Raw genomic sequence first — 24,593 nt, 5'->3', positions numbered from 1 at the left:
GGGCTCCAGGGGGCCGACCGGGCCGGGCGCGGCCGGCCCGTGAGCCGGTGAGCGCGGCCCGGTCGGCGGGGCTGTGGGTGCTGCTGCGGGCGAGGGGTGGTGGCGCTCAGGCCTTGCCGACGAGTTCGAAGCCCGCCTCGTCCACGGCGGCCCGCACCGCCTTGTCGTCGAGCGGGGCCTCGGAGACGACGGTGACCTCACCGGTCGCGGCGACGGCCTGCACCGAGCCGACGCCCGGGATCTCGGAGATCTCCCCGGAGACGGCGCCCTCGCAGTGTCCGCAGCTCATGCCGCTCACCTTGTAGACGGTGGTGACGGAACCCTGGGTGTCGGTCTGGGCGGTCATGTCGTACTCCTCGTCGGGCCGTGCGGGTCGGGTACCCGTGAGTGGGCGGGTATCCGCGAGTACCGTGGTCCGGTGTCGGACCACGCAACTCCCACTGTACCCCTAGGGGGTATGAATACCGCTCAGCCTTCCGTGCGGTGGAGGGATTGCCGTACACGGAAGTGAGGACAGCGAATGCGCGCGGTGGTGTTCGAGAGGTTCGGGGAGCCCGCCGAGGTGCGTGAGGTGGACGACCCGAAGCCCGCGCCGCACGGAGTGGTGGTCCGCGTCGAGGCCACCGGACTGTGCCGCAGCGACTGGCACGGCTGGCAGGGCCACGACCCGGACATCACGCTGCCGCACGTACCCGGCCACGAACTCGCCGGGGTCGTCGAGGCGGCCGGCGACCGGGTGACCGGGTGGCGGCCCGGCGACCGGGTCACCGTGCCCTTCGTCTGCGCCTGCGGAAGCTGCGCCGCCTGCGCGGCGGGCGACCAGCAGGTGTGCGAACGGCAGACCCAGCCGGGCTTCACCCACTGGGGCTCCTTCGCCCGGTACGTGGCGCTCGACCACGCCGACGTCAACCTCGTCGCCGTCCCCGAGGACATGTCGTACGCGACGGCGGCTTCCCTCGGCTGCCGGTTCGCCACCGCGTTCCGGGCCGTGGTCCAGCAGGGCCGGGTCGCGGCGGGGGAGTGGGTCGCCGTGCACGGCTGCGGCGGCGTGGGTCTGTCGGCGGTGATGATCGCCGCCGCCTCCGGCGCGCGCGTCGTCGCCGTCGACGTGTCGCCCCGGGCTCTGGAACTGGCGCGGACGTTCGGCGCGGCCGCATGCGTGGACGCCGGCCGGACCGGCGACACCGCGGCGGCCGTCCGCGACCTCACCGGCGGCGGCGCGCACCTCTCCCTCGACGCGCTCGGCTCGCCCGTCACCTGCGCGGCGTCCGTGAACGGCCTGCGCCGCCGCGGCCGCCACGTCCAGGTCGGCCTGCTGCCCTCGCCGACCGGCACCACACCCGTCCCGATGGCCCGCGCCGTCGCCCTCGAACTCGAACTGCTCGGCAGCCACGGCATGGCCGCGCACACCTACCCGCCGATGCTGGAGCTGGTCCGCACGGGCGTGCTCCGCCCCGACCTGCTGGTGACCTCCACCATCGGGCTGGACGCCGTACCCGCTGCCCTGGAGGCGATGGGGACGGCACCCGGCGCGGGCGTGACGGTCATCGAGCCCTGACGCCCGCCGCCCCGGGGCGGCCGCGGTGGACGGCCCACTCGTGGTCGAGGACGGCCATGAGCACCTCGTCCACCCACTCCCCGTCGCGCCACGCCGCCTCGCGGCGCACGCCCTCCACCACGAAGCCGGCCTTCTCGTAGACGCGCAGGGCCCGGTGGTTGGTGCCGTAGACGTCGAGCTGGACCCGGTGCAGCCCGAGCTGCTCGAAGCCGTGTCCGACGATCAGCCGGGTCGCCTCGGTGCCGACGCCCCGGCCGCGCCCCCGCGGTCCGATCAGCGTGCGGAAGGTGCAGGAGCGGTTCGCCGGGTCCCACTCGTACAGCACGACCTCGCCGAGGAGTTCGCCGTCGGCGGGGTCGGTGACGGCGAGGTCGAGGCGGTCGGGCTGCGCGCCGCGCGAGCCGTACCAGCCGCGGAGCCGCTCCGGGGTGAGCTCGCTGTCCGGCGGAAACGTGAAGCGCACGACCTCGGGGTCGTTGACGATCTCCCACATGCCCTCGGCGTCGGCCTCGGTGAACGGCCGCAGGACCGTCTTCTGGCCGGTGAGTACGGGTTTCACGGAGAAGTCCATGGACGGCACTGTGCCCCACGGAAGCGTGGGGCACAGAACGGGTTTGCGCCCTACCGCCCCCGGTTGCGCGGCCGGGACGCCACCCAGGCCCGGATCGTGTCCGCGTACCAGTAGGGCTTCCCTCCCTCCACGTGGTCGGGCGGCGGCAGCAGACCGTGCTTGCGGTACGACCGCACGGTGTCCGGCTGGACCCGGATGTGGGCCGCGATGTCCTTGTAGGACCAGAGCCTTCGGTCGGTCACGAACGCACCTCCCCGCGCGCACCGCGGCGGCGACCGGGGACGGCCGCCGGGGGGAGCCGGGTGCTGCGCTGGCGATCACCAAGCCTGTTCCGGGTGAACGACGCCGGGCGGCGGGTGGTCAGGCCCCGTGCCCGGGTGTGACCGAAGGCCCGCGTGCTCGTGACACCTGTGACACGGAGGTGGTCTTTGTGACACGAGTGCCGCAAAGACCTCCCCCGGAGTTCGGGCGCGGAGGGTTGACTCGGGTGCGGCGCGGCGTCGTTCTCGCGCCGGCGACCCGCCACCCGGAGTATGTCGTCCGAATGTCCGGACAAAACATTGACAGGCTCCGTGCGCGGGGCTAGAAACCGGGGGAGACGCCTCCGGCGCGGGAAGGCCGCTTCGCCCTGGCAGGAGCGAAGGGCGCGCGACGACTCCCCGCCCGCCTCGGCTCCGCGCCGGAGGTTCCGCCGTACTGCCCCACGTGTCCACTCGGACACCCAAACCGCAGACACAGTGTCGGGCGCGCGTCGGGGCGCCCGGCTGCTGAGATGGACCCATGGCCTTGACCGCGACCCGACCGTCGCCGGCAACGGCCCGTGAGCTGGACGAACGGCACGCTACGACCCGTCGCCGCCAACTGTGAAGGAGTTCTCGGTCATGACGAACATCGTCAACCACTGGATCGGCGGCAAGACCGCCGAAGGCGCCTCGGGCACGTACGGGCCGGTGACCGACCCGGCAACGGGTGAGGTCACCACCAAGGTGGCCTTCGCCTCGGTGGAGGAGGTGGACGCCGCGGTCGCCGCCGCCAAGGACGCGTACCAGACCTGGGGGCAGTCCTCGCTGGCGCAGCGGACCTCGATCCTCTTCACGTTCCGGGCGCTGCTGGACGCCCACCGCGACGAGATCGCCGACCTGATCACCGCCGAGCACGGCAAGGTGCACTCCGACGCGCTCGGTGAGGTCGCGCGCGGCCTGGAGATCGTCGACCTGGCGTGCGGCATCAGCGTGCAGCTCAAGGGCGAGCTGTCGATGCAGGTAGCCACCCGCGTCGACGTGTCCTCCATCCGGCAGCCGCTCGGCGTCGTCGCGGGCATCACACCGTTCAACTTCCCGGCGATGGTGCCGATGTGGATGTTCCCCATCGCCATCGCGTGCGGCAACACCTTCGTGCTCAAGCCGAGCGAGAAGGACCCGTCGGCCGCCGTGAGGATCGCCGAGCTGCTCTCCGAGGCCGGTCTGCCCGACGGCGTCTTCAACGTCGTGCACGGTGACAAGGTGGCAGTGGACCGCCTGCTGGAGCACCCGGACGTCAAGGCGGTCTCCTTCGTCGGCTCCACGCCGATCGCCCGCTACATCCACACCACCGCCTCGGCCAACGGCAAGCGGGTCCAGGCGCTGGGCGGCGCCAAGAACCACATGCTGGTGCTGCCGGACGCCGACCTGGACGCCGCGGCCGACGCCGCGGTGAGCGCGGCCTACGGCTCGGCGGGCGAGCGCTGCATGGCGATCTCCGCGGTCGTCGCGGTCGGCGCCGTCGGCGACGAGCTGGTGGAGAAGATCCGCGAGCGCGCCGAGAAGATCAAGATCGGCCCGGGCAACGACCCGACGTCCGAGATGGGCCCGCTGATCACCAAGGCGCACCGCGACAAGGTGGCGTCCTACGTCGAGGGCGCGGCAGCCGAGGGCTGCGAGGTCGTCCTCGACGGCACCGGCTACACCGTCGACGGCCACGAGGACGGCCACTGGATCGGCATCTCCCTGCTGGACCGGGTGCCGACCACCGCCAAGGCCTACCAGGACGAGATCTTCGGCCCGGTGCTGTGCGTGCTGCGCGCCGACACGTACGAGGAGGGCGTGGCCCTCATCAACGCCTCGCCGTTCGGCAACGGCACCGCGATCTTCACCCGGGACGGCGGCGCGGCCCGCCGCTTCCAGCTGGAGGTCGAGGCCGGCATGGTCGGCGTGAACGTCCCGATCCCGGTCCCCGTGGGCTACCACTCCTTCGGCGGCTGGAAGGACTCGCTCTTCGGCGACCACCACATCTACGGCAACGACGGCACGCACTTCTACACCCGCGGCAAGGTCGTCACCACCCGCTGGCCGGACCCGGCCGACGCCCCGGCGGGCGTGGACCTGGGCTTCCCCCGCAACCACTGAGGCGAAGCCCGGAAAACGCGCGGTGCCCCGTCCCACCCGTGCGGGACGGGGCACCGCCGTGCCCGGCTCAGCCCTGCTGCTGCGCCTTCACCTCGTCGGTGAGGTCGCCGGTCTGGTCGGCGGGCGGGGCCACGATCTCCTTGGTGGCACCGAACTTGTCGAAGTCCATGGTGACCGTCATGGCGCCGAACTCCTGCTTCAGGCGCACCGGCAGGTCCTTGTCGCCCACCCAGATGTCCATGGTGATCGAGCCGCTGCCCGCACCGGAGTTGAGCAGGCTGTCCTCGCCGCCGAGGGCCTCCTTGAACTTGCCCAGGTCGTTCTGGTCGAGCACGGCCCGGTAGTGCGTGGTGGGCTTGCCGTTGACGTTCTCCTTGCCGAGGTCGTCGACGTCGCTCGCGTACTTGAGGCCCTTCATGGAGTCCGCCGGGCTGCCGCCCCCGCCGCCCCCGCTGAACGCGGCGGCGCCGGACTCGCCGAACACGGCCGACCCGTCGATCTTCATCCACTCCTTGCCCGCGAGCGGGCCGGCGGGCTGGGGGTCGATGTCGTAGTAGTAGGCGCCGTCCACGAACAGCGTGCGCACCGTCGGGGAGTCCGTGAGTTCCTGCATCTGCGCGGCCTCGGTGTCCATCTCGACGTCCAGCGCGTAGCCGTCGCCCCAGGAGTACGTGCCGTCCATCGCGATGGGCTCGCCCGTGCCCAGGTCGGTCGTCGTCCGGACCTCCGCGGAGCCCAGCTCCTCGGTGCGGTCGGTGGCCCGGGTGAGGGCCGCCATGATGCTGTCCGCCTTGTCCACGGCCTTCGTCGCCGCCTTGTCCGCGGTCTCGGCGGCGTTCTTCGCGCCCTCCGCACCGCACGCGGACGTCGCCACGATCGTCGCCGCCGTCAGCCCCACCCAGGCCGCCGTGTACCTCAGCTTCATGAGTCCCCACCCGTTGCCGTGATCCTGTGATTCATCTGTGCCGAGGACTCTACCGGGCACCGCCGACAGCGTCCGGATACCGGAAGGCCGTACGTTTTTTTGCCGGTCCGGCTACGGTTCCCGTACGCCTCAACGGGCCCCAACCGACGGCCTGTGATGCGCTTTCCCGTTGTCCTGTCGACATCGCTCAACGGATTCCGTAGGTAAACACCCATTGACGTGCTGGTTTTCGTCGGGGTTCTATCTTGCGCCGGGAGCGGACGAGAACCACGTACGACCAAGCCGCCGGAGGCGATAGCGCTCCCGCCCGAACCACACAGCACGAGTCGATCGGAACCGCTCCATGACCGACACGCTCCGCCCCGCCCAGACCGCCACCGCAGCGCCCCCGGACCAGCCGGACCATCCGGAGTCCCGGACGCTCAAGCGTTCCATCGGGGTCGTCGGCGGCACTCTCCTGACGCTCTCGTGCGTGACCCCCGCCTCCACGCTGTTCGTGGTCGTGCCCGACCTGTTCGGCACGCTCGGCACCGCCACCGCCCTGACGATCGCCATCGGCTCCCTCCTCTGTATCGCCGTGGCGTTCTGCTACTCCGAGCTGGGCACCATGATCCCCAGCGCGGGCGGCGAGTACGCCATGGTGTCGACCATGGCCGGGCGGCTGGCGGGCTGGCTGGTCTTCGTGCTGTCCCTGCTGGTCGTCATGATCGTCCCGCCGGTGATCGCGATGGGCACGGCCGACTACCTCGAACCGATCGTGCACCTCGACCCGTCGATCGCCGGCGCCGGCGTCATGGTGCTCGCCACCCTCGCCGGCCTGCTCGACCTGCGCGCCAACGCCTGGATCACCGGCGTCTTCCTGGTCCTGGAGGTCATCGCCGCCGCCGTCGTCGCGGTGCTGGGCTTCGCCCACGGCGAGCGCGGCCCCGGCAGCCTCGCCTCGATGGAGGTGGCCGGCGCCGACGGCCACACGGACGCCGTGACGGCCATGCTGGTCGTCTCCGGGCTCGCCATCGCCCTGTTCATCACCCAGGGCTTCTCCACCGCCGTCTACCTCTCCGAGGAGCTGGAGCACCCGCGCCGCAACGTCGCCCGCACGGTGCTGGCCACCCTCGCCATCTCCACCGTGATCATCCTGGTGCCGGTCGTCGCCATCACCCTGGGCGCCTCGGACCTCACCGAACTGACCGGCGGCGACATCGGCTCCATGGTCACCGCCTGGTCCAACTCGGCCGTCGGCACCTTCGTCAGCCTCTGCGTGGCCCTCGCCATCATCAACGCCGGCATCGTGATGGTCATCCAGAACTCGCGCGTGCTGTTCGCCTCCGCCCGCGACAAGGCGTGGCCCGAGCCGGTGAACAACCTCTTCGCCAAGCTCGGCCGCTTCGGCTCCCCCTGGGTCTCCACCCTCGCGGTCGGCGTGCCCGGCGCGATCCTCTGCTTCGTCAACCTCGACACCCTGTACGGCGTCACCGGCGTCTCGGTGACCGGCATGTACCTGCTGGTCGCGATCGCCGCCCTGCTGTGCCGGCGCGGCGACCACCGGCACACGCAGGCGTGGCGCATGCCCCTGTGGCCCGCCGTGCCCGTCCTGCTGATCGTGGTCCTCGCCTACATCCTGACCCAGCAGGAGACGAGCTACCTGCTGTGGACCGGCGGCATCACCGCCGTCGCCACCCTGTACTGGGCCCTGTACCTGCGCCCGCGCCGCGACACCCGCTGGCTGGTGACCCTCCCTGAGGACACCCGGGACGACGCCCGGGTCCCCGCCGAGGCGTGAGCCCGGACCGCCCCGCCGTCTACCGCGTCCGCGGTAGACGGCGGGGCGCCGTACGCCCGTGGGAGGGGCGGTGGTTCAGCCCCTGGAGGGCCCCCGATTCCGGTGGCGGACCGTACCGTTGACGCATGGATCTTCGACTGCCCCGCATGCGGGGGCTGCTGCGGCGGCCGCGGCGGATGCTCTCCGCCGCGGCCGCCGTCGTCGTGCTCGCCGGCGCGGGGACGTGGACGGCGGTCGCCTCCGACGACCCGCCCCCGGTACGGCGCACCGACCGGATGATGCCCGTCGGCGACGGAGTGCGTCTGGACACCTCCTACTTCACGGCCGGTTCCGGCGGCCGCCGTCCCGCCGTCCTGCTCGCGCACGGCTTCGGCGGCAGCAAGGCCGACCTGCGGCAGCAGGCGGAGAGCCTCGCCAGGGACGGGTACGCGGTGCTGACCTGGTCGGCGCGCGGCTTCGGCAGGTCCACGGGGAAGATCGGGCTCAACGACCCGGACGGCGAGGTCGCCGACGTCTCCCGGCTGATCGACTGGCTGGCGCGGCAGCCGCAGGTGCGCCTCGACAAGGCCGGCGACCCGCGCGTGGGCATGGCCGGCGCCTCCTACGGCGGCGCGGTCGCGCTGCTCGCCGCGGGCCACGACGACCGCGTGGACGCCATCGCCCCCTCCATCACCTACTGGAACCTCGCGGACGCGCTGTTCCCGAACGGCGTCTTCAAGAAGCTGTGGGCGGGCATCTTCGTCAACACCGGCGGCGGCTGCGACCGTTTCGAGGACGCGCTGTGCCGGATGTACCAGCGGGTCGCCGAGTCCGGGGTGCCGGATGCGGAGGCCGTGAAGCTGCTCCGGGAACGCAGCCCGCAGGCCGTGGGCGAGCGCATCGAGGTCCCCACCCTGCTGGCGCAGGGCCAGACCGACTCCCTCTTCCCGCTCGGCCAGGCCGACGCCGCGGCCCGGGCGATCCGTGCGAACGGCGCGCCCGTCGACGTCGACTGGATCGCGGGCGGGCACGACGGCGGCGACCTGGAGACGGACCGCGTCCAGGCGCGCGCGCACTCCTGGTTCGACCGCTATCTGAAGGACGACGAGGGCGCCGCCACCGGCCCCGCCTTCCGGGTCACCCGCACCGGCGGAGTGGACTCCACCGACGGACGGGCCCAGTTGCGGGGCGCGAGCGCGAACCGGTACCCCGGCCTGGGCGGCGGGCCCGCCTCCGTGCCCCTGGGCGGACGCGAGCAGCGCTTCGCCAACCCGGCCGGCGCGAACCCGCCCGCCGTCTCCGCCCTCCCCGGCATCGGCGGCGCGGGCGGGCTCGCACAGCTGTCCTCCCTCGGCGTCGGCGTCTCCCTGGACTTCCCCGGCCAGTTCGCCGCCTTCCAGTCGGCCCCGCTGACCGAGGACCTGCACATCACCGGCTCCCCGACGGCGACCGTCCACGTCCGCTCCACCTCCGACGACGCCGTCCTCTTCGGCAAGGTGTACGACGTCGGCCCCGGCGGCGCCGCCCCGGTGCTCCCCGCCCAGCTCGTCACGCCCGTCCGCGTCGAGGGCGCCAAGGCCGGCAAGGACGTCACCCTCACCCTCCCGGCGATCGACCACGAGGTCGAGAAGGGCCACCGGCTGCGCCTGGTCCTCGCCTCCACCGACCTCGGCTACGCCTCCCCGGCCGCCCCGGCGACGTACACGGTCTCCCTCGCGGGCGGCCTGTCGGTGCCGACGGCGCCCGGCGTCACCACGGCCGCCGCCCCGCTGCCCGCCTGGGTGTGGTGGCTGCCGCTCGCCGGTCTCGCCGTCGCCCTGGCCCTGCTGCTGACCGGCCGCCGCCGCACCGCCACGCCCGCCCCGGACCCCGCCCTCGCCGAGGTCCCGCTCCGGATCACCGGCCTCACCAAACGCTACGCCGGTGCGGCCGACCGGTACGCGGTGCGGGACCTGTCCTTCCGCGTTGAGAAGGGCCAGGTCCTCGGCCTGCTCGGCCCGAACGGCGCCGGCAAGACGACCACCCTGCGCATGCTGATGGGCCTGATCACGCCGGACGAGGGCGAGATCCGCGTCTTCGGCCACGCCGTCCGGCCCGGCGCCCCCGTGCTGTCCCGGGTCGGCGCCTTCGTCGAGGGCGCCGGCTTCCTGCCGCACCTGTCCGGCCGGGAGAACCTGGAGCTGTACTGGCGGGCCACCGGCCGCCCGCCCGGCAACGCCCACCTGGACGAGGCCCTGGAGATCGCCGGCCTCGGCGACGCGCTGGCCCGCGCGGTGCGCACCTACTCGCAGGGCATGCGCCAGCGCCTCGCCCTCGCCCAGGCCATGCTGGGCCTGCCCGACCTGCTCATCCTGGACGAGCCGACCAACGGCCTCGACCCGCCCCAGATCCGCGAGATGCGCGAGGTGATGATCCGGTACGCGGCCGCCGGGCGCACCGTCATCGTCTCCAGCCACCTGCTCGCCGAGGTCGAGCAGTCCTGCACCCACCTGGTGGTCATGGACCGCGGACGCCTGGTCCAGGCCGGTCCGGTCGCCGAGATCATCGGCTCCGGCGACACCCTCCTCGTCGGCACCGACCTCCCCGTGGAGGAACCGCTCGTGGAGAAGGTCGCCGCGCTGCCCGGCGTGGCCTCGGTCGTGCACACCGACGACGGGCTCCTGGTCCGCCTCGGCACCGACGGCACGGCGCCCCGCCTCGTGGCCGAACTGGTCCGGCTGGAGGTGCCGGTGGCCTCGGTCGGCCCGCACCGCCGCCTGGAGGACGCCTTCCTCACCCTGATCGGAGGTTCCGCATGAGCGCGCTCACCGAGCGGACCCGGCGGCCCGCCGAGCCGGCCGAGTCCGCGTACGACTACCGGCCGGGCCGCACCCTGCCCCTGCGGGTGGAGCTGGTGCGCCAGCTGAAGCGGCGCCGCACCCTGGTGATGGGCGCGATCCTCGCCGCCCTGCCGTTCGTCCTGGTCGTCGCCTTCGCGATCGGCGGCGAACCGGACGGCCCCGGCGACCGCATCACCCTGATGGACACGGCCACCGCCTCCGGCGCCAACTTCGCCGCGGTCAGCCTCTTCGTCTCGGCGGGCTTCCTGCTGGTCGTCCCCGTCGCCCTGTTCTGCGGGGACACCGTGGCCTCCGAGGCGAGCTGGTCCTCCCTGCGCTACCTGCTCGCCGCACCGGTGCCGCGCGCCCGGCTGCTCGCGTCCAAGCTCGCCGTCGGGCTGGGGCTCAGCCTCGCCGCGATGGTGCTGCTGCCGCTGGTCGCCCTCGCCGTGGGAACGGTCGCCTACGGCTGGGGGCCGCTGGCGATCCCGACGGGCGGCTCGCTCGCCCCGTCGGCGGCGGCACTGCGGCTCGTGGTGGTCGTGGCGTACATCTTCGTGTCCCAACTGGTCACGGCCGGGCTCGCGTTCTGGCTGTCCACCCGGACCGACGCCCCGCTCGGCGCGGTCGGCGGCGCGGTGGGCCTCACCATCGTCGGCAACGTCCTGGACGCCGTCACCGCCCTCGGCCACTGGCGCGACTTCCTGCCCGCGCACTGGCAATTCGCCTGGGCGGACGCCGTCCAGCCGCAGCCCGAATGGTCCGGCATGATCCAGGGCACCGCGATCTCCGTGACGTACGCCCTCGTCCTGTTCGCGCTGGCGTTCAGGGGGTTCGCCCGCAAGGACGTGGTGTCCTGAGCGGCCGGGCGCCGCACCGTTCTTTCCGGAACTTTTTGAATACTGCGCGGTCCAACCGGGTGAACCTGCGCAACCGATTCTCACGCGTCGGGTTTATGAAGCAGTAGGCATGCGGCGCCACGAGAAAGGAACGCGCAGTGCCCGAGAAGGCAATGGGCACCGACGCCGTCGCCTGCTCCATCCGCGGTACACGGGCCTTTCCCGCAGGAATTCGCGCAGCACTTCAAGCAGGAAGATCACGACATTGCGACAGACCCTGAGCAGGGGAGTGTTCGCGGCGGCCGCCGCCACGGGCATTCTGTCCCTGTCCGGCACCCCGGCACTCGCTGACAGCATCGCGGTGGGAGCCACCGACGATGCTTCCGGTCTGCTGTCCGGGAACAACGTCCAGGCGCCCATCGACGTGCCGGTGAACGTGTGCGGCAACACCGTCGGTGTGCTCGCGGCGTTCAACGACGCGTACGGCAACGCGTGCGGCAACGTCTCGCACAAGGGCCGGTCCGGTTCCGCCGGCGGCGCCCAGGCGGTGGGGCACACCGAGGACGCCTCCGGGATCGCGTCCGGGAACAACGTCCAGGCGCCCATCCACGCGCCGGTGAACGTGTGCGGCAACACCGTCGACGTGCTCGCGGCGTTCAACGACGCGTACGGCAACGCGTGCGGCAACGTCTCGCACGCGGAGAAGTCGTCCACGTCCTCGCACGACGGCTCCGCCGACGGCGCGCGGGCCGTGGGGCACACCGAGGACTCCTACGGCCTGCTGTCCGGGAACAACGTCCAGGCGCCCATCCACCTGCCGGTGAACGTGTGCGGCAACTCCGTCGACGTGCTCGGGGTGTTCAACGACGCGTACGGCAACGAGTGCGGCAACACCTCGTACGGGTCCGAGCCCGGCTACGGCACCGAGGAAGAGCTGCCTCCGGCGCCCGAGACGCCTCCGACCACCAGCACGCCCACCACTCCGCCGGTGCGCACGGTCGACACGCCGCCGTCGGTGGGTGTCGAGGAGCCCGGCGAGACGCCGCAGCTGGCCGAGACCGGCAGCGCGGGCATGCTGACGGCCTCGGTCGCCGGTGCCGCGCTGCTCGGTGGCGGAGCGATGCTGTACCGCCGCGGCCGCGTCGCCGCCCGCCGCTAACCCCTCCCGGGCGCCGGACGGCATCCGCCCGGCACCCGCTGTCCTCCTCGGCGAAACGCCCCCGGACCAACCCGGGCCACCACCAGGTGGCCGGGCGGACCGGGGGCGTTTCGCCGTGCCGGGCGGTCGTACGCCGCGGCCGGCGGTCCACCTGCGGACCGCCGGCTCGCCTCGCGGCAGCGGCCCGCGGGTGGGCGGCGCTCCCGTCAGTGGCCCACCGGCGACGGCGACGGCGACGCGGTCCGGCCGGCCACTCCCGGAACGGGGACCGTTCCGCGGGCCGGGGTCGCCCTGAGCCGGCGGCGCACCCCTTGGACGAGGGTCCTCGCCGTGAACGTCGCGCCGTGGACGAAGCGCATGGCCGGGCCGAAACCGGAGGCCGTCACCAGGCCCGCGAGGAACAGGCCCGGGTGGGACGACTCGAACTCCCGGCCGGTCGCCGGGGAGCCGTCGGGCAGGACCGCGAGCGTGCCGCACAGGTCGGAGGCGAGCATCCCCATCCGGTCGCAGCGCGGCTTGAACCCGGTGGCGGCGATGACGTGCTCGGTCTCCAGGGTGTGCACTGTGCCGTCGCGGCGCACCGTGTCCAGCCGCACGCCGCCCGCCACCGCACAGGCCGCGGAGACCTCGTGGCCCGGCATCAGCTCCACCGCGCGCTCCACCCGGTCCCGCACCCACCACGCGCCGGCCGGCCCCAGCGCCGTGGCCGCGATCCGGGTCCGGGTCGCCTCCGGCAGCCGCCGGAAGACACCGGGGCGCTCGGAGTAGAACCAGTTCCGCCAGCCGGGGCCGAGTCCGCTGTGCGGCGAACGGACCGTCTCCGTCCAAGGGCGCTCCCAGGGCGGCGGCACGTCGTTCCAGCGCACCCGCTCCGCCCGCGCCAGCACCCGCACCCGGGTGCCCTGCTCGGCGAGCAGCGCCGCGGTCTCCAGCGCCGCCTGGCCGCCGCCGATCACCGTCACGTCCTTGCCGCGGAACGGCGTGAGGTCGCTGTGGTGGCTGCTGTGCGTCACCAGCGCCGGGTGCAGCCCGCGCAGTGCGGGCGGTACCTCGATGAACGGCATCACTCCCACCGCCATCGCGACCGTCCGTGCGTGCAGCACCTCTCCGTCCTCGGTGACCGCCGTGAACCCGCCGGGGCCGGACGCCACCCGCGCCACCATGCGCTCGTCCACCTCCGGCACGGCGTGACGCGCGAACCACAGGCCGTACGACGCGAACTCCTCCACCGGGATCGGCTGCGCGTGACGTGCCGTCAGCCCCCTCTCCGCGCAGTACGCGTCCAGGCGCCAGCGTCCGTGGGGGTCGGAGAGGTTGGACGCCCAGGGCTCCGACTTCAGGTACATGCCGGCGGGCATGTGGTCCCGCCAGGACGCCATGGGCCGGCCGAGCACACGCAGGTTCAGCCCGGCGGCCGCGGCGTGGGACGCGATCGACAGACCGTACGGACCCGCGCCCACCACCAGAAGGTCGTACATCATCACTTGCTCGCTTTCTCGTTGTCGGTCAGGGAGGACGAGGCCGCCCTGGGGATCAGGTGTGATGCCGTCGACGTGCGGGCCGGCGTCGTCGGGCGCAGCCGCTCTCGCAGCCGGCCCGAGACATGACGGCTCCACAGGGCCCACATCGCCCATCCGGGTGCCGGGTCGTCCCGGGCGTACCAGGCCAGTTCGCGTCCGTCCGGGGCCGGACGCAGCACGGTCAGCGGCGCGTAGTTCTCCACCACGAACGCCCGTCCGGCCAGCGGGGCGCCGTCCGGGAGCGGGCGGCCCGTCAGGTCGAGATGCAGGGCGCGTACGACGTCCAGTCCCGCGCTGTCCGCGAAGAGCCGGAACTGCGCCCCGGGGCGCGGATTGAAGTCGAGCAGGTGATAGCGGCCCGTCGTGCCGCAGCGGCGGAAGTCGAGATCGAAGATGCCCCGGTAGCCCAGCTCGCCGGCGATCCGCTCGGCCAGCTCCTGCACCTGCGGGTTGGGTGTCCAGCGGCCCACCGCGGTCAGGCCCGCTCCCCGCGGCCACGCCAGCTGCTTGCGGCCCGGTCCGCCCGCGCGCACGGCGCCCGAGCCGTCGGCGTAGCCGTGGAAGAACCAGTCCCGGTCGCGCCCCGGCGGCAGGTAGGCCTGGAGCAGCAGCGGGCTGCCCGCCTCCGCGGTGCGCAGGTACAGCTCCCGCGCCTGCTCCGGGGACCGCACCAGCAGCGTGCTGCGCAGCCCGCTGCCGGCCGGCAGCAGCCAGGGACGGCTCCACTTCGCCACCACCGGCACCCCGAGCCGCCGCACGGCGTCGGCGGCCCCCGCCGCGCTGTCCGGGACCAGCGTCACCGGGTGCGGCACGTCCGCGGCGGCGCACACGGCGGCCAGTTCGCCCTTGTCGGCGACGCGTTCGGCCAGCGCGCCCGGCATCGCGGGCAGCAGGTAGGACGGGGCGAGGGCGTCGCGCATGCGGGCCACGGCGATCGCGCTCGCGTCGTCCATCGGGATCAGGACGGCGGGTGACGCCACCTCACCCGCCACCCGGCGCAGCACGGTGAGGATGTCGTCCGCGGACGCTCCCGGAAGCGGCGGGGGGTGCATCCGCCGTACGTAACGCGACTTGGGGAGGGGACTTCCGGCCGAGTCGGCGACGACGTGCACCGCCACGCCCGCCCTGCCGAGGGACCGCACGGCGCCCAGCGTTCCGTGGTGAAAGGGATTCGGATCGATCCGCAGCAGTACCGCGGGGACACGGGTGTCGAGCAAGGACATGAAATCTCACTTTCTTTTGGGTCTGTTCCGGGTCTTTTCACCCGCACGGGCGAGTTCGGCACTCGAAAGCCCCAAGGGCGGTGGCGCCCCGGAATGTCCTGTGTCTGAATTCATATGACTGTTCGTCAATAGCGAGAACAGAAACAGAGGTCGGACGAGAGCGAAGAAAGGAGCAGGCATGGCTCCACAGCACAAGCGGTTCCGGTTCGGCAGGCTGGCCGTGGGCGCGGTGACGGTGGCCGCGTCGGCCGTCCTGGCGTCCGGTCCCGCGGCGGGGGTGGGGGTGGTGCGAGGCACTGATCCACCCGCTCCGTCGCCGGCCCCGACCGGGCCCGCAGGTCAGCGGCCGGCCGTTCCCGAGCCGTCGGTGACGCCGTCGGCGGCCACCCCGGCACCGGGCCCGGAGGCACCGGCCTTCGGCGCCTTCCTCGCCTCCGACGCCCGTGGTGTGGCCCGTATGGCGCAGCTCAGCCACTGGCTCGGCGGTGCCGAACTGCGCGTCGGCCACACCTACCTGCCCGGCAACCGCTGGCAGGACATCGAGGGGGACATCCGCTTCCTCGAGACGTGGGCGCACTGGCGCAGGGCCGAGGACGACCGGATGCTCGTCCTGAACGTGCCCATGCAGGAGCGCAACGAGGAGGGCGTCTCCGACGGCGAGGTCCGGCAGCTGCTGCGGCGGGGCGCGGCCGGGGAGTTCGACCACCACTTCCGCGCCCTGGCCGAGCGGCTGGTCCGGCTGAAGGTGCCGGACACGATCCTGGTGCTCGGCTGGGAGATGAACGGCGTCACCTACACCCACCGGTGCGGGCCGGACCCGGAGGCCTGGAAGAAGTACTGGAACCGGATCGTCACCACCATGCGCTCGGTGCCGGGCCAGAAGTTTCGGTTCGACTTCACGCCGAGCCGCGGCCGGGACGCCCTTCCCTGGACCGAGTGCTACCCGGGCGACGACACGGTCGACGTCATCGGCATGGACTCCTACGACCAGCCGTCCGGGATGTCCTTCGACCAGCAGGTGAAGGAGCCTTACGGGCTCCAGGCGCACGTGGACTTCGCGAAGGCCCACGGCAAACCCATCTCCTACCCCGAGTGGGGGCTCTTCCGGAACGGCGACAATCCCGAGTACATGCGGCGCATGCTGGAGTGGATCGTCGAGCACAAGCCGCTGTACAACACGCTGACCGACTACTGCCCGCACGGTGTGTGGCAGTGCGGGGCCAACCCGGACGCCTCCCGCGTCTACCGGTCCGTCGTCTCCCGCCTCGCAGACGGGACGACACCCACCGCCCCGCCCGCTCCCACCACGCCCGATCCCACACCGACCGAGCCCACCGTGCCGCAGGCCCCGGAAGGGTGCTCGCCGCTGGACCTGGGCAGTTGGGTGGAGTACTGGCTCGGCGGCAAGCTCTGCCTCCGCTTCGAGTGGTGGTCGCCCGAGGACTAGGGCTCCCGCCGTCCCGGCCGGTGGCGGCGGGCCCGTGTCAGGGTCCGCCGCCACCGCCGGGCACCGCAGCGCCGTCACCGCTGCCCGTGCACGTCGGCGGCCGTGGCCGGGCCGGGCACCGACGGAACGGGGGCGGGGTCGTCCTCCCGGCGGGCGCGCCTCGGCCGCGCCAGCAGGGCCAGGCCGCCCAGCAGCCCGCCCGCGCTCGCGCCCACCAGGGTGGTCACCGTCGGCGAAGCGGACGTCGGGCTGCCCGGCTTCACCGCGCGGGAGAACTGCACGAGCCGGACCTGGGTGTTGTTCTTGGAGTGGTCCGCGTGCTGCGTCAGCGCCCGGGAGACCGCGTTGGCCATGTCGACGGCGAGGCCGGGCCGCGTGGAGGTGGCCGAGACGGCGACCATCGGCGCGTCCGGCGAGGTCGCGGTGCGCACCTTCTCCTGGAGGGTGCGCACCGGTACGCCCGCCCACACCTGCGCGTCCCCGAGCACCGCGAGCTGGGTGGCGACACGGCCGTACGCCTGCGCGAACCCGCGGGCGGCCTCCGGGGTGGACTTCGCCGTCGGCACCGCGACGACATAGCTGGTGGCCGTGTAGGTGGCCGGTGTGAAGAGGCCGTAGGCGCCGCCGGCCAGCGTGCCGGCGAGGGCGCCCGCCGCGAGCACGGACCAGGACGGCAGCTTCTTGACACGAGCCGCGGACACGAGGCGCCGACGGGTCGGAGTGTCGGTCATGAGGGGCTTGCTCCGAGGGTTGAGAGGGGTGACGGCGAACGGGAGACCGCTGCCGCGTAGACGTCGACGAGGCGGGCTGTACTGCGGGTGATGCAGTAGCGGTGCGCGACGTCCGGGACGGTGCGGGGCCCGGCGCCCGCCTGGCTCACCTCGGCGATCGCGCGGGCGTACGCGTCGGGTCCGCCCCGCACGCGCCGGGCGCCGGCGGTGGCCGACGGCGGCAGGTCCTCGATCGCCGGGCAGGAGGCGTAGAGCACCGGCAGGCCCGACGCCAGCGCCTCCACCGCCGCCAGACCGAAGGCCTCGTCCGGCGACGGGGACGCGAACAGGTCCATCGCGGAGGTGAGCGCGGGCAGGTCGGGGCCCGGGGAGCCGTCCGGGACGTAGGGGCGTTCGCCGGTGAACAGGACCCGCCCGGACACACCGGCCTCGTGGGCCGTGCGGCGCAGGAGGTGCTCGTCGGGGCCGCCGCCCACCAGCAGCAGCCAGTGGTCCTCCGGCAGCCGGGTGAGCGCGTGGACGAGGACGTCGAACCGCTTCCCCCGGGTGAGCCGGCCGACACCCCCGACGACGAACGCGTCCTGAGGCAGACCGAGACGCCGGCGGGTGCGTGCCCGCCGGTCCCGGTCGAAGCGGAAGCGGTCCAGCTCGATGCCGTTCGGGACGACCTCGATGCGGGGAGCCGGCACGCCCCAGTGCTTCAGCCGGTGGGCCACCGCCGAGGAGACGGCGACCGTCGTCGAGCCCAGCCGCTCGCTGGCGAGGTACAGCGCGCGTACCCCGGCGGTGAGCCTGCGGCCCTCCATCTGCGAGTCGCCCAGCGAGTGCTCGGTGGCGACCACCGCCCGGACCCCGGCGACGCGCGCGGCGAGCCGGCCGTAGACGCAGGCCCGGTACAGGTGGGTGTGGACCAGGTCGTACCCGCCGGCGCGGATCAGCCGGACCAGCCGGGGGAGCGCGGTCAGGTCGCGGTTGCCGGTCATGCCCAGGTGCACGACGCGGACACCGTCGGCGGTGAGGCCCTCGGCGACCGGGCCCGGGTTGGTGAGCGTGACGACGTCGCACGAGACGGGCAGATGACGCAGCAGCAGACGCAGTTGCTGCTCGGCCCCGCCGACGCCGAGGCCGGTGATGATGTGCAGGGCCTTCATCTCACAGGCCTTCCACGGGACGCCGGCGCAACCGGTGCAGCCGGTGCTTGAGGTACAGCCGCCAGGCCGTGTCGTTCTGCCCGACGTGGACGCGGGGCAGGGCGTGCGGGCCGGTCAGCGGGCCGGGGTCGATGGCGCAGGCGTAGGCGTACCCGGCGTCGCGCACCGCCTCGACGGCGCGGGCGTCGACCGTGCCGTACGGGTAGCAGAAACCGTCGGGGCGGACACCGGTCAGCTCCGCCAGCCGCGCGCGGCTCTCGACGACCTCGGTCTTCAGTTCCAGGTCGTCCGCCCGGGTCAGATCGACGTGGGTCAGTCCGTGCGAGCCGATCTCCACGCCTTCCGCGGCCGCCTGCCGGATGCCGTCGGCGGTCAGCAGCGGCTTGCGCGGGCCGAGCGGGTCCCAGGCGTTGTCGCCGCCGAGCCGTCCGGGCAGGACGAAGAGGGTGGCGCCGCAGTTCCACCGGCGCAGCAGCGGCAGGGCGGCCGTGACGAAGTCGGCGTACCCGTCGTCGAAGGTGAGCCCGACCAGGCCCCGCCCCTCGCCCCGGGCGCGGGCGGCGAGCAGGTCGGCCACGGACACGCCCCGCAGCCCCCGGCGGCGTAGCCACGCCAACTGCTTGCCGAGTCGCTCGGGAGTGACCGTGATGCGGTACGGATCGTCCGAGCAGTCGCCCACCGAGTGGTACATCGCCACCCAGGGCAGGGAGCCCGGGTGCGGGGCGGCGGGTCTGGCGGTCTGGACGGAATCAACGGAAGCGGCCATGGGTGAGCCTTCGTGTGACGGTGCGCAGGAAACGCACGGCGGATGAGGAACCCCGGACCCCCGTGGCCCAGGCGAGCGGGACGAAGACGGCGGTCACGGTCAGGCAGCCGGCCGCGAGGCCCCCCACCGGGGAGCCGAACCGGCTCGCGGCGAACGCCCCGGCGGCGGTGGCGGCGACCGTCGCGAGCACGGGCCCGTTCAGCTGGGCCAGGACCTGCCGGACGCGGACCGTGACACCGTGCGGGCTGCCGCGCCGGCCCGTTCGCAGCCCGGCGAGGAGCAGGGCGGCCGTGACGGTGATGCCGAAGGCGTTGGCGGCGGCGATCCCCGCCACCCCCCAGGGGCGCACGGTCAGGGCGCCGATCAGGGACGTCACGCCGATGCCGGCGGCCATCACGGCGGCGGGGTACCAGCGGGGCCGGCCCGCCGAGAAGTAGGAGCGGATCAGGGCGCCCACCAGGGTCTGGCCCAGCAGCCCGACGGCGTACACCCGCATCACGTCCGCCGTCGCGACGGTGTCGCCCTCGGTGAAGGCCCCCCGCTGGAAGAGCAGTTCGATCATCTGCGGGGCGCAGGCGATCACCGCGCACATCCCCATCAGCACCACGCAGGAGGCCAGCACGAGGTCCCGCTCCACCCGGCTGCGGGCCCGCTCGGTGTCGCCGTCCGCGAGGGCCCGCGCCACCACGGGAAAGGTGACCGTGCACACCATCAGCGACAGCGTCATCGGGATCTGGGCCACCTTCTGCGCGTAGTTCAGGTGGGAGATGGCCCCGGCGGGCAGGGAGGAGGCGAGGAAGCGTTCGACGAGGACCTGCGACTGGCGGCACAGGGCGAAGAGGAGGACGGCGGCGACCAGGGCGAAACGCATCGGCCGTTCCCCGGCGTCCGTCCCGGTCCCGGGCCCGTGCGACGCCGGTGTGCGCGATGTCAGCTGCCGCCACAGCGAGGGCAGTTGGACCGCCACCATCAGACAGCCGCCCACCGCGACGCCGGCCGCCGCGGAACGCACGCCCCACCGGCCGCCGAGCAGGAACATCGCGGCGATGATGCCGGTGTTGTAGGCGACGTAGATCGCCGCCGGCGCGAAGAAGCGGCGGTGCGCCCGCAGCGCGGCGCTGCAGTACCCGGCCAGCCCGAAGGCCAGCAGGCTGATCGCCGTGAGCCGGGTGCAGTCGACGGCGAGGCGGGGGTCGGGCAGGCCGGGCGCCAGGGCCCGGACCAGGAGGGGAGCCGCACCGGCGACCAGCGCGGCCACCGCGGCGAGGGCCAGGCACAGACGGGGCAGGGTGGCGGCGACCAGGGCCCGGACCGGGTCCCCCGCGGCGCCCCGGGCGCGGCGGGCCAGCGCCAGGCTGAACGCCGGGATCAGCACCAGCGCCAGCCCGTCCTCGATCAGCAGCGTGGCGGCCAGCTCCGGCACGGTCCACGCGACGAGGAAGGCGTCCGTGTCGCTCCCGGCTCCGAACAGCCGGGCCAGCGACTGGTCGCGCACCAGGCCGAGCAGCGAGCCGGCGATGGACAGCGACGCCGTGACGAGCGTCGCCCGGGCGAGGAACTTCCGGGAGGCCGAGGCCTGGTCGGGGCCGGCCTGTGCCGAGGTGGCCGCACGCGCCGCGGGTACGGGCGCCGCTTCGCCGGTCTCGGGTTCGGGGATCCGTGAGGGCACCGTCGTCATCGGGCCACTGCCTCCTCGATGCGGTCCCGTACCCCACCGGGTGACAGGGCGTCCCGCCGCTCGCCGCCGGCCAGCGCCCACCAGGCCGTGAGCCCCAGGGCCATGGCGGTCACCAGGGTCGAGGGTCCGCCGATGTCGCCGTACAGGAAGTCGGTCAGCACCCAGACCAGCAGCCCGCAGGCGACCAGCCCGCAGTCGAGCCCCGGTCCGCGGCGGCGGACGCGCAGCAGCCTGCGCATCCCGCACACCAGCAGGGCCAGCCAGCCCCCGGCGAGGGTGAGCAGACCGATCAGCCCCTGCTCGCTCAGCACCAGCAGGTACATGTTGTGCGGCGACAGCAGTGCCTGCTTGTGGTACTCGGCCCCGGCGCCCTCGACGTCGCTGCCCGACGACAGGGCCAGCGTGGCGTGCCCGTCGCGATACTCGGGGAAGTTCTTCAGGCCCACGCCGGTCAGCGGGTGGTCGCGCCACATGCCGGTCGCCGACGACCACAGGGTGTACCGGTCGACGACGGACTGGTCGGGCGCGTCGGTGACCTGCGCGATGCTGCCGATCCGCTCCTGCAGCTGTGCGGTGCCGACGCCGAACCCGCCGACCAGGACCACCCCCGCGGCGGCCAGGGCGGCGGCCACCTTCAGGGTGCGGCGCAGCCCGGCCAGCGCCAGTTGCACGCCGCACGTCAGGACGGTCGCGATCCAGGCGCCCCGGCTGAAGGACACCGCGAGCGGGGCGAGCAGCACGAGCGCGCAGCCCGTGGCGGTCGCCCGCTGCCACACCGGTGCCCGGCCCAGGGAGAGCCCGGTGGCGCACACCAGGCCCAGGGACACCACGGACGCCATGCCCATCACGTCCTGGGCGCCGAAGGTGCCGACGGCCCGGATGTCGTCGCCCTGGTAGGAGGCGCCGGTCCGGGTGACGTACTGGTGGACGCCGACGGCGCCCTCGCACAGGGCGAGGCCCACGAACGTCCAGGCCAGCACCCGGAAGTCGCGGCGGTCCCGGAGCAGCAACAGCACCGCCGCCGGGACCAGCACGAAGACCTGCAGATAGCGGACCATGCCGGCCAGCCCGGCCGCGGGCGAGGACGCCCCCAGCGCGGCGAACGCGATCCCCACGACCGGCAGGCCCAGCACCAGGGCCGCGGCGGGCGACAGCGGGCGCCGTCCCTCCCGCAGCAGACGGATCACGCAGTACCCCACCACCAGCCCGGAGCCCACGTCGGCGGGCCCCGCGCCGTGCCCGGCCGGCGGCAGCGCCAGCAGGGCGAGCACCGCCGCCAGGGGCAGGACCGGTCCGAGCGCGGCGGCCCGGCGCGGGAGCGGTGCGAGAGCGTGGCTCACGTCGGTCAGCTCCCCGTCGGGCGGACCAGCGTGGCCGCGGTGCGCAGCAGGATGCAGATGTCCTGCCACAGCGACCAGTCGTCGATGTAGGCGTTGTCGAACCGGCAGCGGTCCTCGATCGAGGTGTCGCCGCGCAGCCCGTGGATCTGGGCGAGGCCGGTGATGCCCGTCCGCATGCGGTGGCGGGCCGCGTAACCGGGGTGGGCCCCGCTGAACTGCGCCACGAAGTAGGCGCGTTCGGGACGCGGGCCGACCAGGCTCATGTCACCGCGCAGCACGTTCCACAGCTGGAGCAGCTCGTCGAGCGAGGTGCGGCGCAACATACGGCAGAAGCGGCTCATCTCGTTCTCGTTGGCCACGCTCCACCGCGTCGCCGACTCGTGCTCGTTCACCGGGCGGTGGGTGCGGAACTTCAGCAGCGTGAACGGCTTCCCGTCCCTGCCGATCCGCTCCTGCCGGAACACCACGCCCGGACCGTCACTGAGGCGCAGGACCGTCGCACACACCAGCAGCAGCGGGCTGACCAGCAGCAGCAGCGTGCCCGACACGAGGATGTCGAGCAGCCGCTTGCCCGCGCCGCCGCGGCGCACCGGGGACAGATCGAGGCGCCGGCAGGCGAACCCGGCCAGCCGTTGCCCCGTGGTGTACGAGGGGGAGTCGGCGTCCAGTTCCCAGATCACGCAGCCCGACTCGGCCAGCGTGCGCAGCAGCGGCGCCTGTTCGGCGCGGACCGAGGGATGGACGGCCAGCACCGCGCGCACCCCGTTCTGGATGACCGCCCGCTCGACCTCTTCGCCGGTCCGCAGCACCGGGATCCCCTCGGGGCCCTCCGGCTGCTCGGCGACCACGCCCACCGGCCGCACGCCGCACCGAGGGTGGCGGAGCACGGCGGCGGCCACGCGTTGTGCCGTCGCCGGCGGGCCCACCACGAGCGCGGTGTGCGGATGGCGCAGCAGTGCGGCGCGCCGCCGCCCGTGCACGGCCGCGCGCAGCGCACAGCACGCCCCCGCCTGGAGGACGACGCCCGTCAGCACGGTCCCGGCGGACAAGGCGTCCTCCGGCCGGTACGCCGCCCAGAGCGCCGCCGGCACCAGCCAGGCGACGGCGGTGCGGCCGCACACGGCGGGCAGTTCCTCCAGCAGGCCCGGTACCGGCGGCCGGCTGTCGCGGGCGCGCAGCAGAAGGGACGTGACGATCAGCAGGGTGATCAGCAGCGGCTGGCGCTGGGCGCCGGTGAGCGCCAGCGTGCCCAGCACGGCTGCGCCGCCGTCCACGAGGAACAGCGGTACCGGCGAGGCCGGAGGTGCCGGGGACCGCGGGGCGGAGAACCGCACATGGGTCGCGGTGTCGAGCGGCGGCATGACGGAGACGGGTGGGAAGCCGTGCTCCCGCGGCGTTACACCGGGGGAGGACACGGTACGTTCGGCAGTCACGAGTGGATGGACTCCCTGTGCTCGGTGGACTCGACGTCCTGTGTTGTCGGGTCCGCCCCGGCGCCCCGGCCCCTGCCGAGCGGTCGGCCCCGCTCGACGCCGTGGGTGGTGGCGCGTTCGATCGCCGCGAACGGGCGCGCACCGGGTGAGGCGGGCCATGGGCCGAGGAGGTCGCGGTAGACGTCCGCGACGGCCTCGGTGGTGTGTCGTACGTCGTGGAGGGACAGCACGTGCCGGCGGCCCTGGACGCCGAGGGACGCGCGCAGCGGCGCGTCGAGCAGCAGTCCGGTGATGGCCGCGGCCAGTTCACCCGGGTTCTCCGGCGGGATCACGCACCGGGCGGTGAGGGCGGGCGGCAGGCTCTCGCGGGCGCCGTCGACGTCCGTGACCAGCACCGGCACGCCGCAGGCCATCGCCTCCAGCGGGGCCAGCGCCATGCCCTCCCAGCGGGACGGCAGGACGGCGAGGTCGGCGGCCTGGTACCAGACGGAGGTGTCGGCGACGGCGCCGGTGAACAGCACGGAGCCGGGGGCGTCCCGGCGCAGCCGGTCGCGGTCGGGTCCGTCGCCGACCAGCACGAGCCGGGCGTCGGGCACCGTGCGCACCACGGTGTCCCACGCTCGCAGCAGGACGTCCTGCCCCTTCTGCGGGCACAGCCGTCCCACACAGACCGCGAGGGGGGCCGCCGGGTGGACGCCGGCGAGCGGTGCGAGCCCGGCTCGCACGGTGCCGGCCACGGCCGGGCGGTAGCGTTCCGGATCGATGCCGTTGGGGACGACCGTCCACCTGCCGGTGATGCCGGCCCGGACGCCGGTCGCGCGCTCGGCGTCGCTCACGCACAGCATCCGCGTGGTCCAGCGTGCCGCCCACCGCTCCCACCGGAGTGCGAGTGCCGCGGTGCTCCCGCCGACCGCCTCGAACGACCAGGCGTGCGGCTGGAAGACCGTCGGGATCCGCCCGCGCACCGCGAGCCGGCCGGCGAGCCCCGCCTTCGCGCTGTGCGCGTGCACCAGGTCGGGGCGTACGTCGTCGATCAGGCGGGCGAGGCGCCGTACCTCGCGCGGGAGCGAGGGCCCCGGTGACCGCGTCGCCTGCCAGTGCCGGACGTGCGCGCCGTCCGCCCGCAGCCGGGCGGCGAGCACGCTGTCGGGGCAGACCGCGGCGACCTCCAGGCCGTCCGCCAGCTGGGCCCGGACGAGGTCCGTCACGACGCGCGCGACCCCGCCGTCCACCGGTTGGGTGAGGTGCAGGACCCGCGGCGGACGGCCGCGGAGCGACGGGGCCACGGAC

General features: G+C 73.8%; 20 protein-coding genes and 1 pseudogene. 8 read left to right on the top strand and 13 right to left on the bottom strand.

Annotated features, from left to right (window positions below):
* Positions 1–106: 106 nt before the first annotated feature.
* A complete protein-coding gene (locus IEZ05_RS16300; protein ID WP_189230833.1) occupies positions 107–346 on the bottom strand; it encodes a heavy-metal-associated domain-containing protein in 240 nt (79 codons plus the stop codon).
* Positions 347–520: 174 nt separating this feature from the next.
* Here IEZ05_RS16300 and IEZ05_RS16295 point away from each other — a divergent pair, with 174 nt between their 5' ends.
* Positions 521–1,558, top strand: a complete 1,038-nt coding sequence (locus IEZ05_RS16295; protein ID WP_189230832.1) for a zinc-dependent alcohol dehydrogenase family protein — start codon at positions 521–523, stop codon at positions 1,556–1,558.
* On the opposite strand, the gene IEZ05_RS16290 is transcribed toward IEZ05_RS16295, so the two are convergent.
* Entirely contained in the window at positions 1,545–2,129 is a 585-nt protein-coding gene (locus tag IEZ05_RS16290) for a GNAT family N-acetyltransferase (RefSeq protein WP_189230831.1), read from the bottom strand. The two genes, IEZ05_RS16295 and IEZ05_RS16290, sit on opposite strands and share 14 nt — an antisense overlap.
* 50 nt (positions 2,130–2,179) lie before the next feature.
* Positions 2,180–2,371 (bottom strand): helix-turn-helix transcriptional regulator, encoded by a 192-nt coding sequence (locus IEZ05_RS16285; protein ID WP_189230830.1) that lies wholly within the window; start codon positions 2,369–2,371, stop codon positions 2,180–2,182.
* 358 nt (positions 2,372–2,729) lie between these two features.
* Here IEZ05_RS16285 and IEZ05_RS37080 point away from each other — a divergent pair.
* Both IEZ05_RS37080 and mmsA read left to right on the top strand, forming a co-directional pair.
* Positions 2,730–2,820: pseudogene (locus IEZ05_RS37080) on the top strand (5-deoxy-glucuronate isomerase); the annotation flags it as partial.
* A gap of 190 nt (positions 2,821–3,010) precedes the next feature.
* Positions 3,011–4,513 carry a CoA-acylating methylmalonate-semialdehyde dehydrogenase gene (mmsA, locus tag IEZ05_RS16280; RefSeq protein ID WP_189230829.1) on the top strand — a complete coding sequence of 501 codons (1,503 nt, stop codon included), beginning with the start codon at positions 3,011–3,013 and terminating at the stop codon, positions 4,511–4,513.
* A 67-nt stretch (positions 4,514–4,580) separates the two neighbouring features.
* Here mmsA and IEZ05_RS16275 read toward each other — a convergent pair whose 3' ends face one another.
* Positions 4,581–5,438, bottom strand: a complete 858-nt coding sequence (locus IEZ05_RS16275) for a hypothetical protein (RefSeq protein WP_189230828.1) — start codon at positions 5,436–5,438, stop codon at positions 4,581–4,583.
* A 343-nt stretch (positions 5,439–5,781) separates the two neighbouring features.
* On the opposite strand from IEZ05_RS16275, the gene IEZ05_RS16270 reads away from it, so the two are divergent.
* From IEZ05_RS16270 to IEZ05_RS36935, 4 genes are all read left to right on the top strand, one after another.
* Positions 5,782–7,218, top strand: coding sequence for an APC family permease (locus IEZ05_RS16270; protein ID WP_189230827.1), 1,437 nt, complete (start codon positions 5,782–5,784; stop codon positions 7,216–7,218).
* A gap of 125 nt (positions 7,219–7,343) precedes the next feature.
* On the top strand, positions 7,344–9,995 hold the full coding sequence (locus IEZ05_RS16265; protein ID WP_189230826.1) for a CocE/NonD family hydrolase: 2,652 nt from the start codon (positions 7,344–7,346) through the stop codon (positions 9,993–9,995).
* Entirely contained in the window at positions 9,992–10,876 is an 885-nt protein-coding gene (locus IEZ05_RS16260) for an ABC transporter permease (protein ID WP_189230825.1), read from the top strand. The genes IEZ05_RS16265 and IEZ05_RS16260 overlap by 4 nt, the downstream gene beginning before the upstream one ends.
* 244 nt (positions 10,877–11,120) lie before the next feature.
* Positions 11,121–12,014, top strand: coding sequence for a chaplin (locus IEZ05_RS36935; RefSeq protein WP_229869733.1), 894 nt, complete (start codon positions 11,121–11,123; stop codon positions 12,012–12,014).
* Positions 12,015–12,220: 206 nt separating this feature from the next.
* Here the strand turns inward: IEZ05_RS36935 and IEZ05_RS16250 are convergent, their stop codons facing one another.
* Positions 12,221–13,492 (bottom strand): NAD(P)-binding domain-containing protein, encoded by a 1,272-nt coding sequence (locus IEZ05_RS16250; RefSeq protein ID WP_189231079.1) that lies wholly within the window; start codon positions 13,490–13,492, stop codon positions 12,221–12,223.
* Between the two features lie 2 nt (positions 13,493–13,494).
* Positions 13,495–14,757: a carboxylate--amine ligase gene (locus IEZ05_RS16245; RefSeq protein ID WP_189230824.1), complete on the bottom strand. Its 1,263-nt coding sequence runs from the start codon at positions 14,755–14,757 to the stop codon at positions 13,495–13,497.
* Positions 14,758–14,935: 178 nt separating this feature from the next.
* On the opposite strand from IEZ05_RS16245, the gene IEZ05_RS16240 reads away from it, so the two are divergent.
* Positions 14,936–16,204: a glycoside hydrolase family 26 protein gene (locus tag IEZ05_RS16240; RefSeq protein ID WP_189230823.1), complete on the top strand. Its 1,269-nt coding sequence runs from the start codon at positions 14,936–14,938 to the stop codon at positions 16,202–16,204.
* 74 nt (positions 16,205–16,278) lie between these two features.
* Here the strand turns inward: IEZ05_RS16240 and IEZ05_RS16235 are convergent, their stop codons facing one another.
* From IEZ05_RS16235 to IEZ05_RS16205, 7 genes are read right to left on the bottom strand one after another with little or no spacing between them, the layout of a single operon-like run.
* On the bottom strand, positions 16,279–16,935 hold the full coding sequence (locus tag IEZ05_RS16235) for a YveK family protein (RefSeq protein ID WP_189230822.1): 657 nt from the start codon (positions 16,933–16,935) through the stop codon (positions 16,279–16,281).
* The gene (locus IEZ05_RS16230; protein WP_189230821.1) at positions 16,932–18,086 is read right to left on the bottom strand and encodes a glycosyltransferase; all 1,155 of its coding nucleotides are present in this window, start codon (positions 18,084–18,086) and stop codon (positions 16,932–16,934) included. The genes IEZ05_RS16235 and IEZ05_RS16230 overlap by 4 nt, the downstream gene beginning before the upstream one ends.
* A 1-nt stretch (position 18,087) precedes the next feature.
* Complete coding sequence (locus tag IEZ05_RS16225) at positions 18,088–18,852, bottom strand: polysaccharide deacetylase family protein (protein WP_189230820.1); 765 nt, start codon at positions 18,850–18,852, stop codon at positions 18,088–18,090.
* The gene (gene murJ / locus IEZ05_RS16220; protein ID WP_189230819.1) at positions 18,836–20,530 is read right to left on the bottom strand and encodes a murein biosynthesis integral membrane protein MurJ; all 1,695 of its coding nucleotides are present in this window, start codon (positions 20,528–20,530) and stop codon (positions 18,836–18,838) included. The genes IEZ05_RS16225 and murJ overlap by 17 nt, the downstream gene beginning before the upstream one ends.
* Positions 20,527–21,870 (bottom strand): O-antigen ligase family protein, encoded by a 1,344-nt coding sequence (locus tag IEZ05_RS16215; protein WP_189230818.1) that lies wholly within the window; start codon positions 21,868–21,870, stop codon positions 20,527–20,529. The genes murJ and IEZ05_RS16215 overlap by 4 nt, the downstream gene beginning before the upstream one ends.
* 5 nt (positions 21,871–21,875) lie before the next feature.
* Positions 21,876–23,303: an exopolysaccharide biosynthesis polyprenyl glycosylphosphotransferase gene (locus IEZ05_RS16210; protein WP_189230817.1), complete on the bottom strand. Its 1,428-nt coding sequence runs from the start codon at positions 23,301–23,303 to the stop codon at positions 21,876–21,878.
* Complete coding sequence (locus IEZ05_RS16205; RefSeq protein WP_189230816.1) at positions 23,300–24,589, bottom strand: glycosyltransferase; 1,290 nt, start codon at positions 24,587–24,589, stop codon at positions 23,300–23,302. The genes IEZ05_RS16210 and IEZ05_RS16205 overlap by 4 nt, the downstream gene beginning before the upstream one ends.
* Positions 24,590–24,593 lie beyond the last annotated feature (4 nt).

The sequence above is a fragment of the Streptomyces flaveolus genome (assembly GCF_014648815.1).
GTDB lineage: Bacteria > Actinomycetota > Actinomycetes > Streptomycetales > Streptomycetaceae > Streptomyces > Streptomyces flaveolus.
This window is presented reverse-complemented; position numbering and strand designations above follow the sequence as displayed.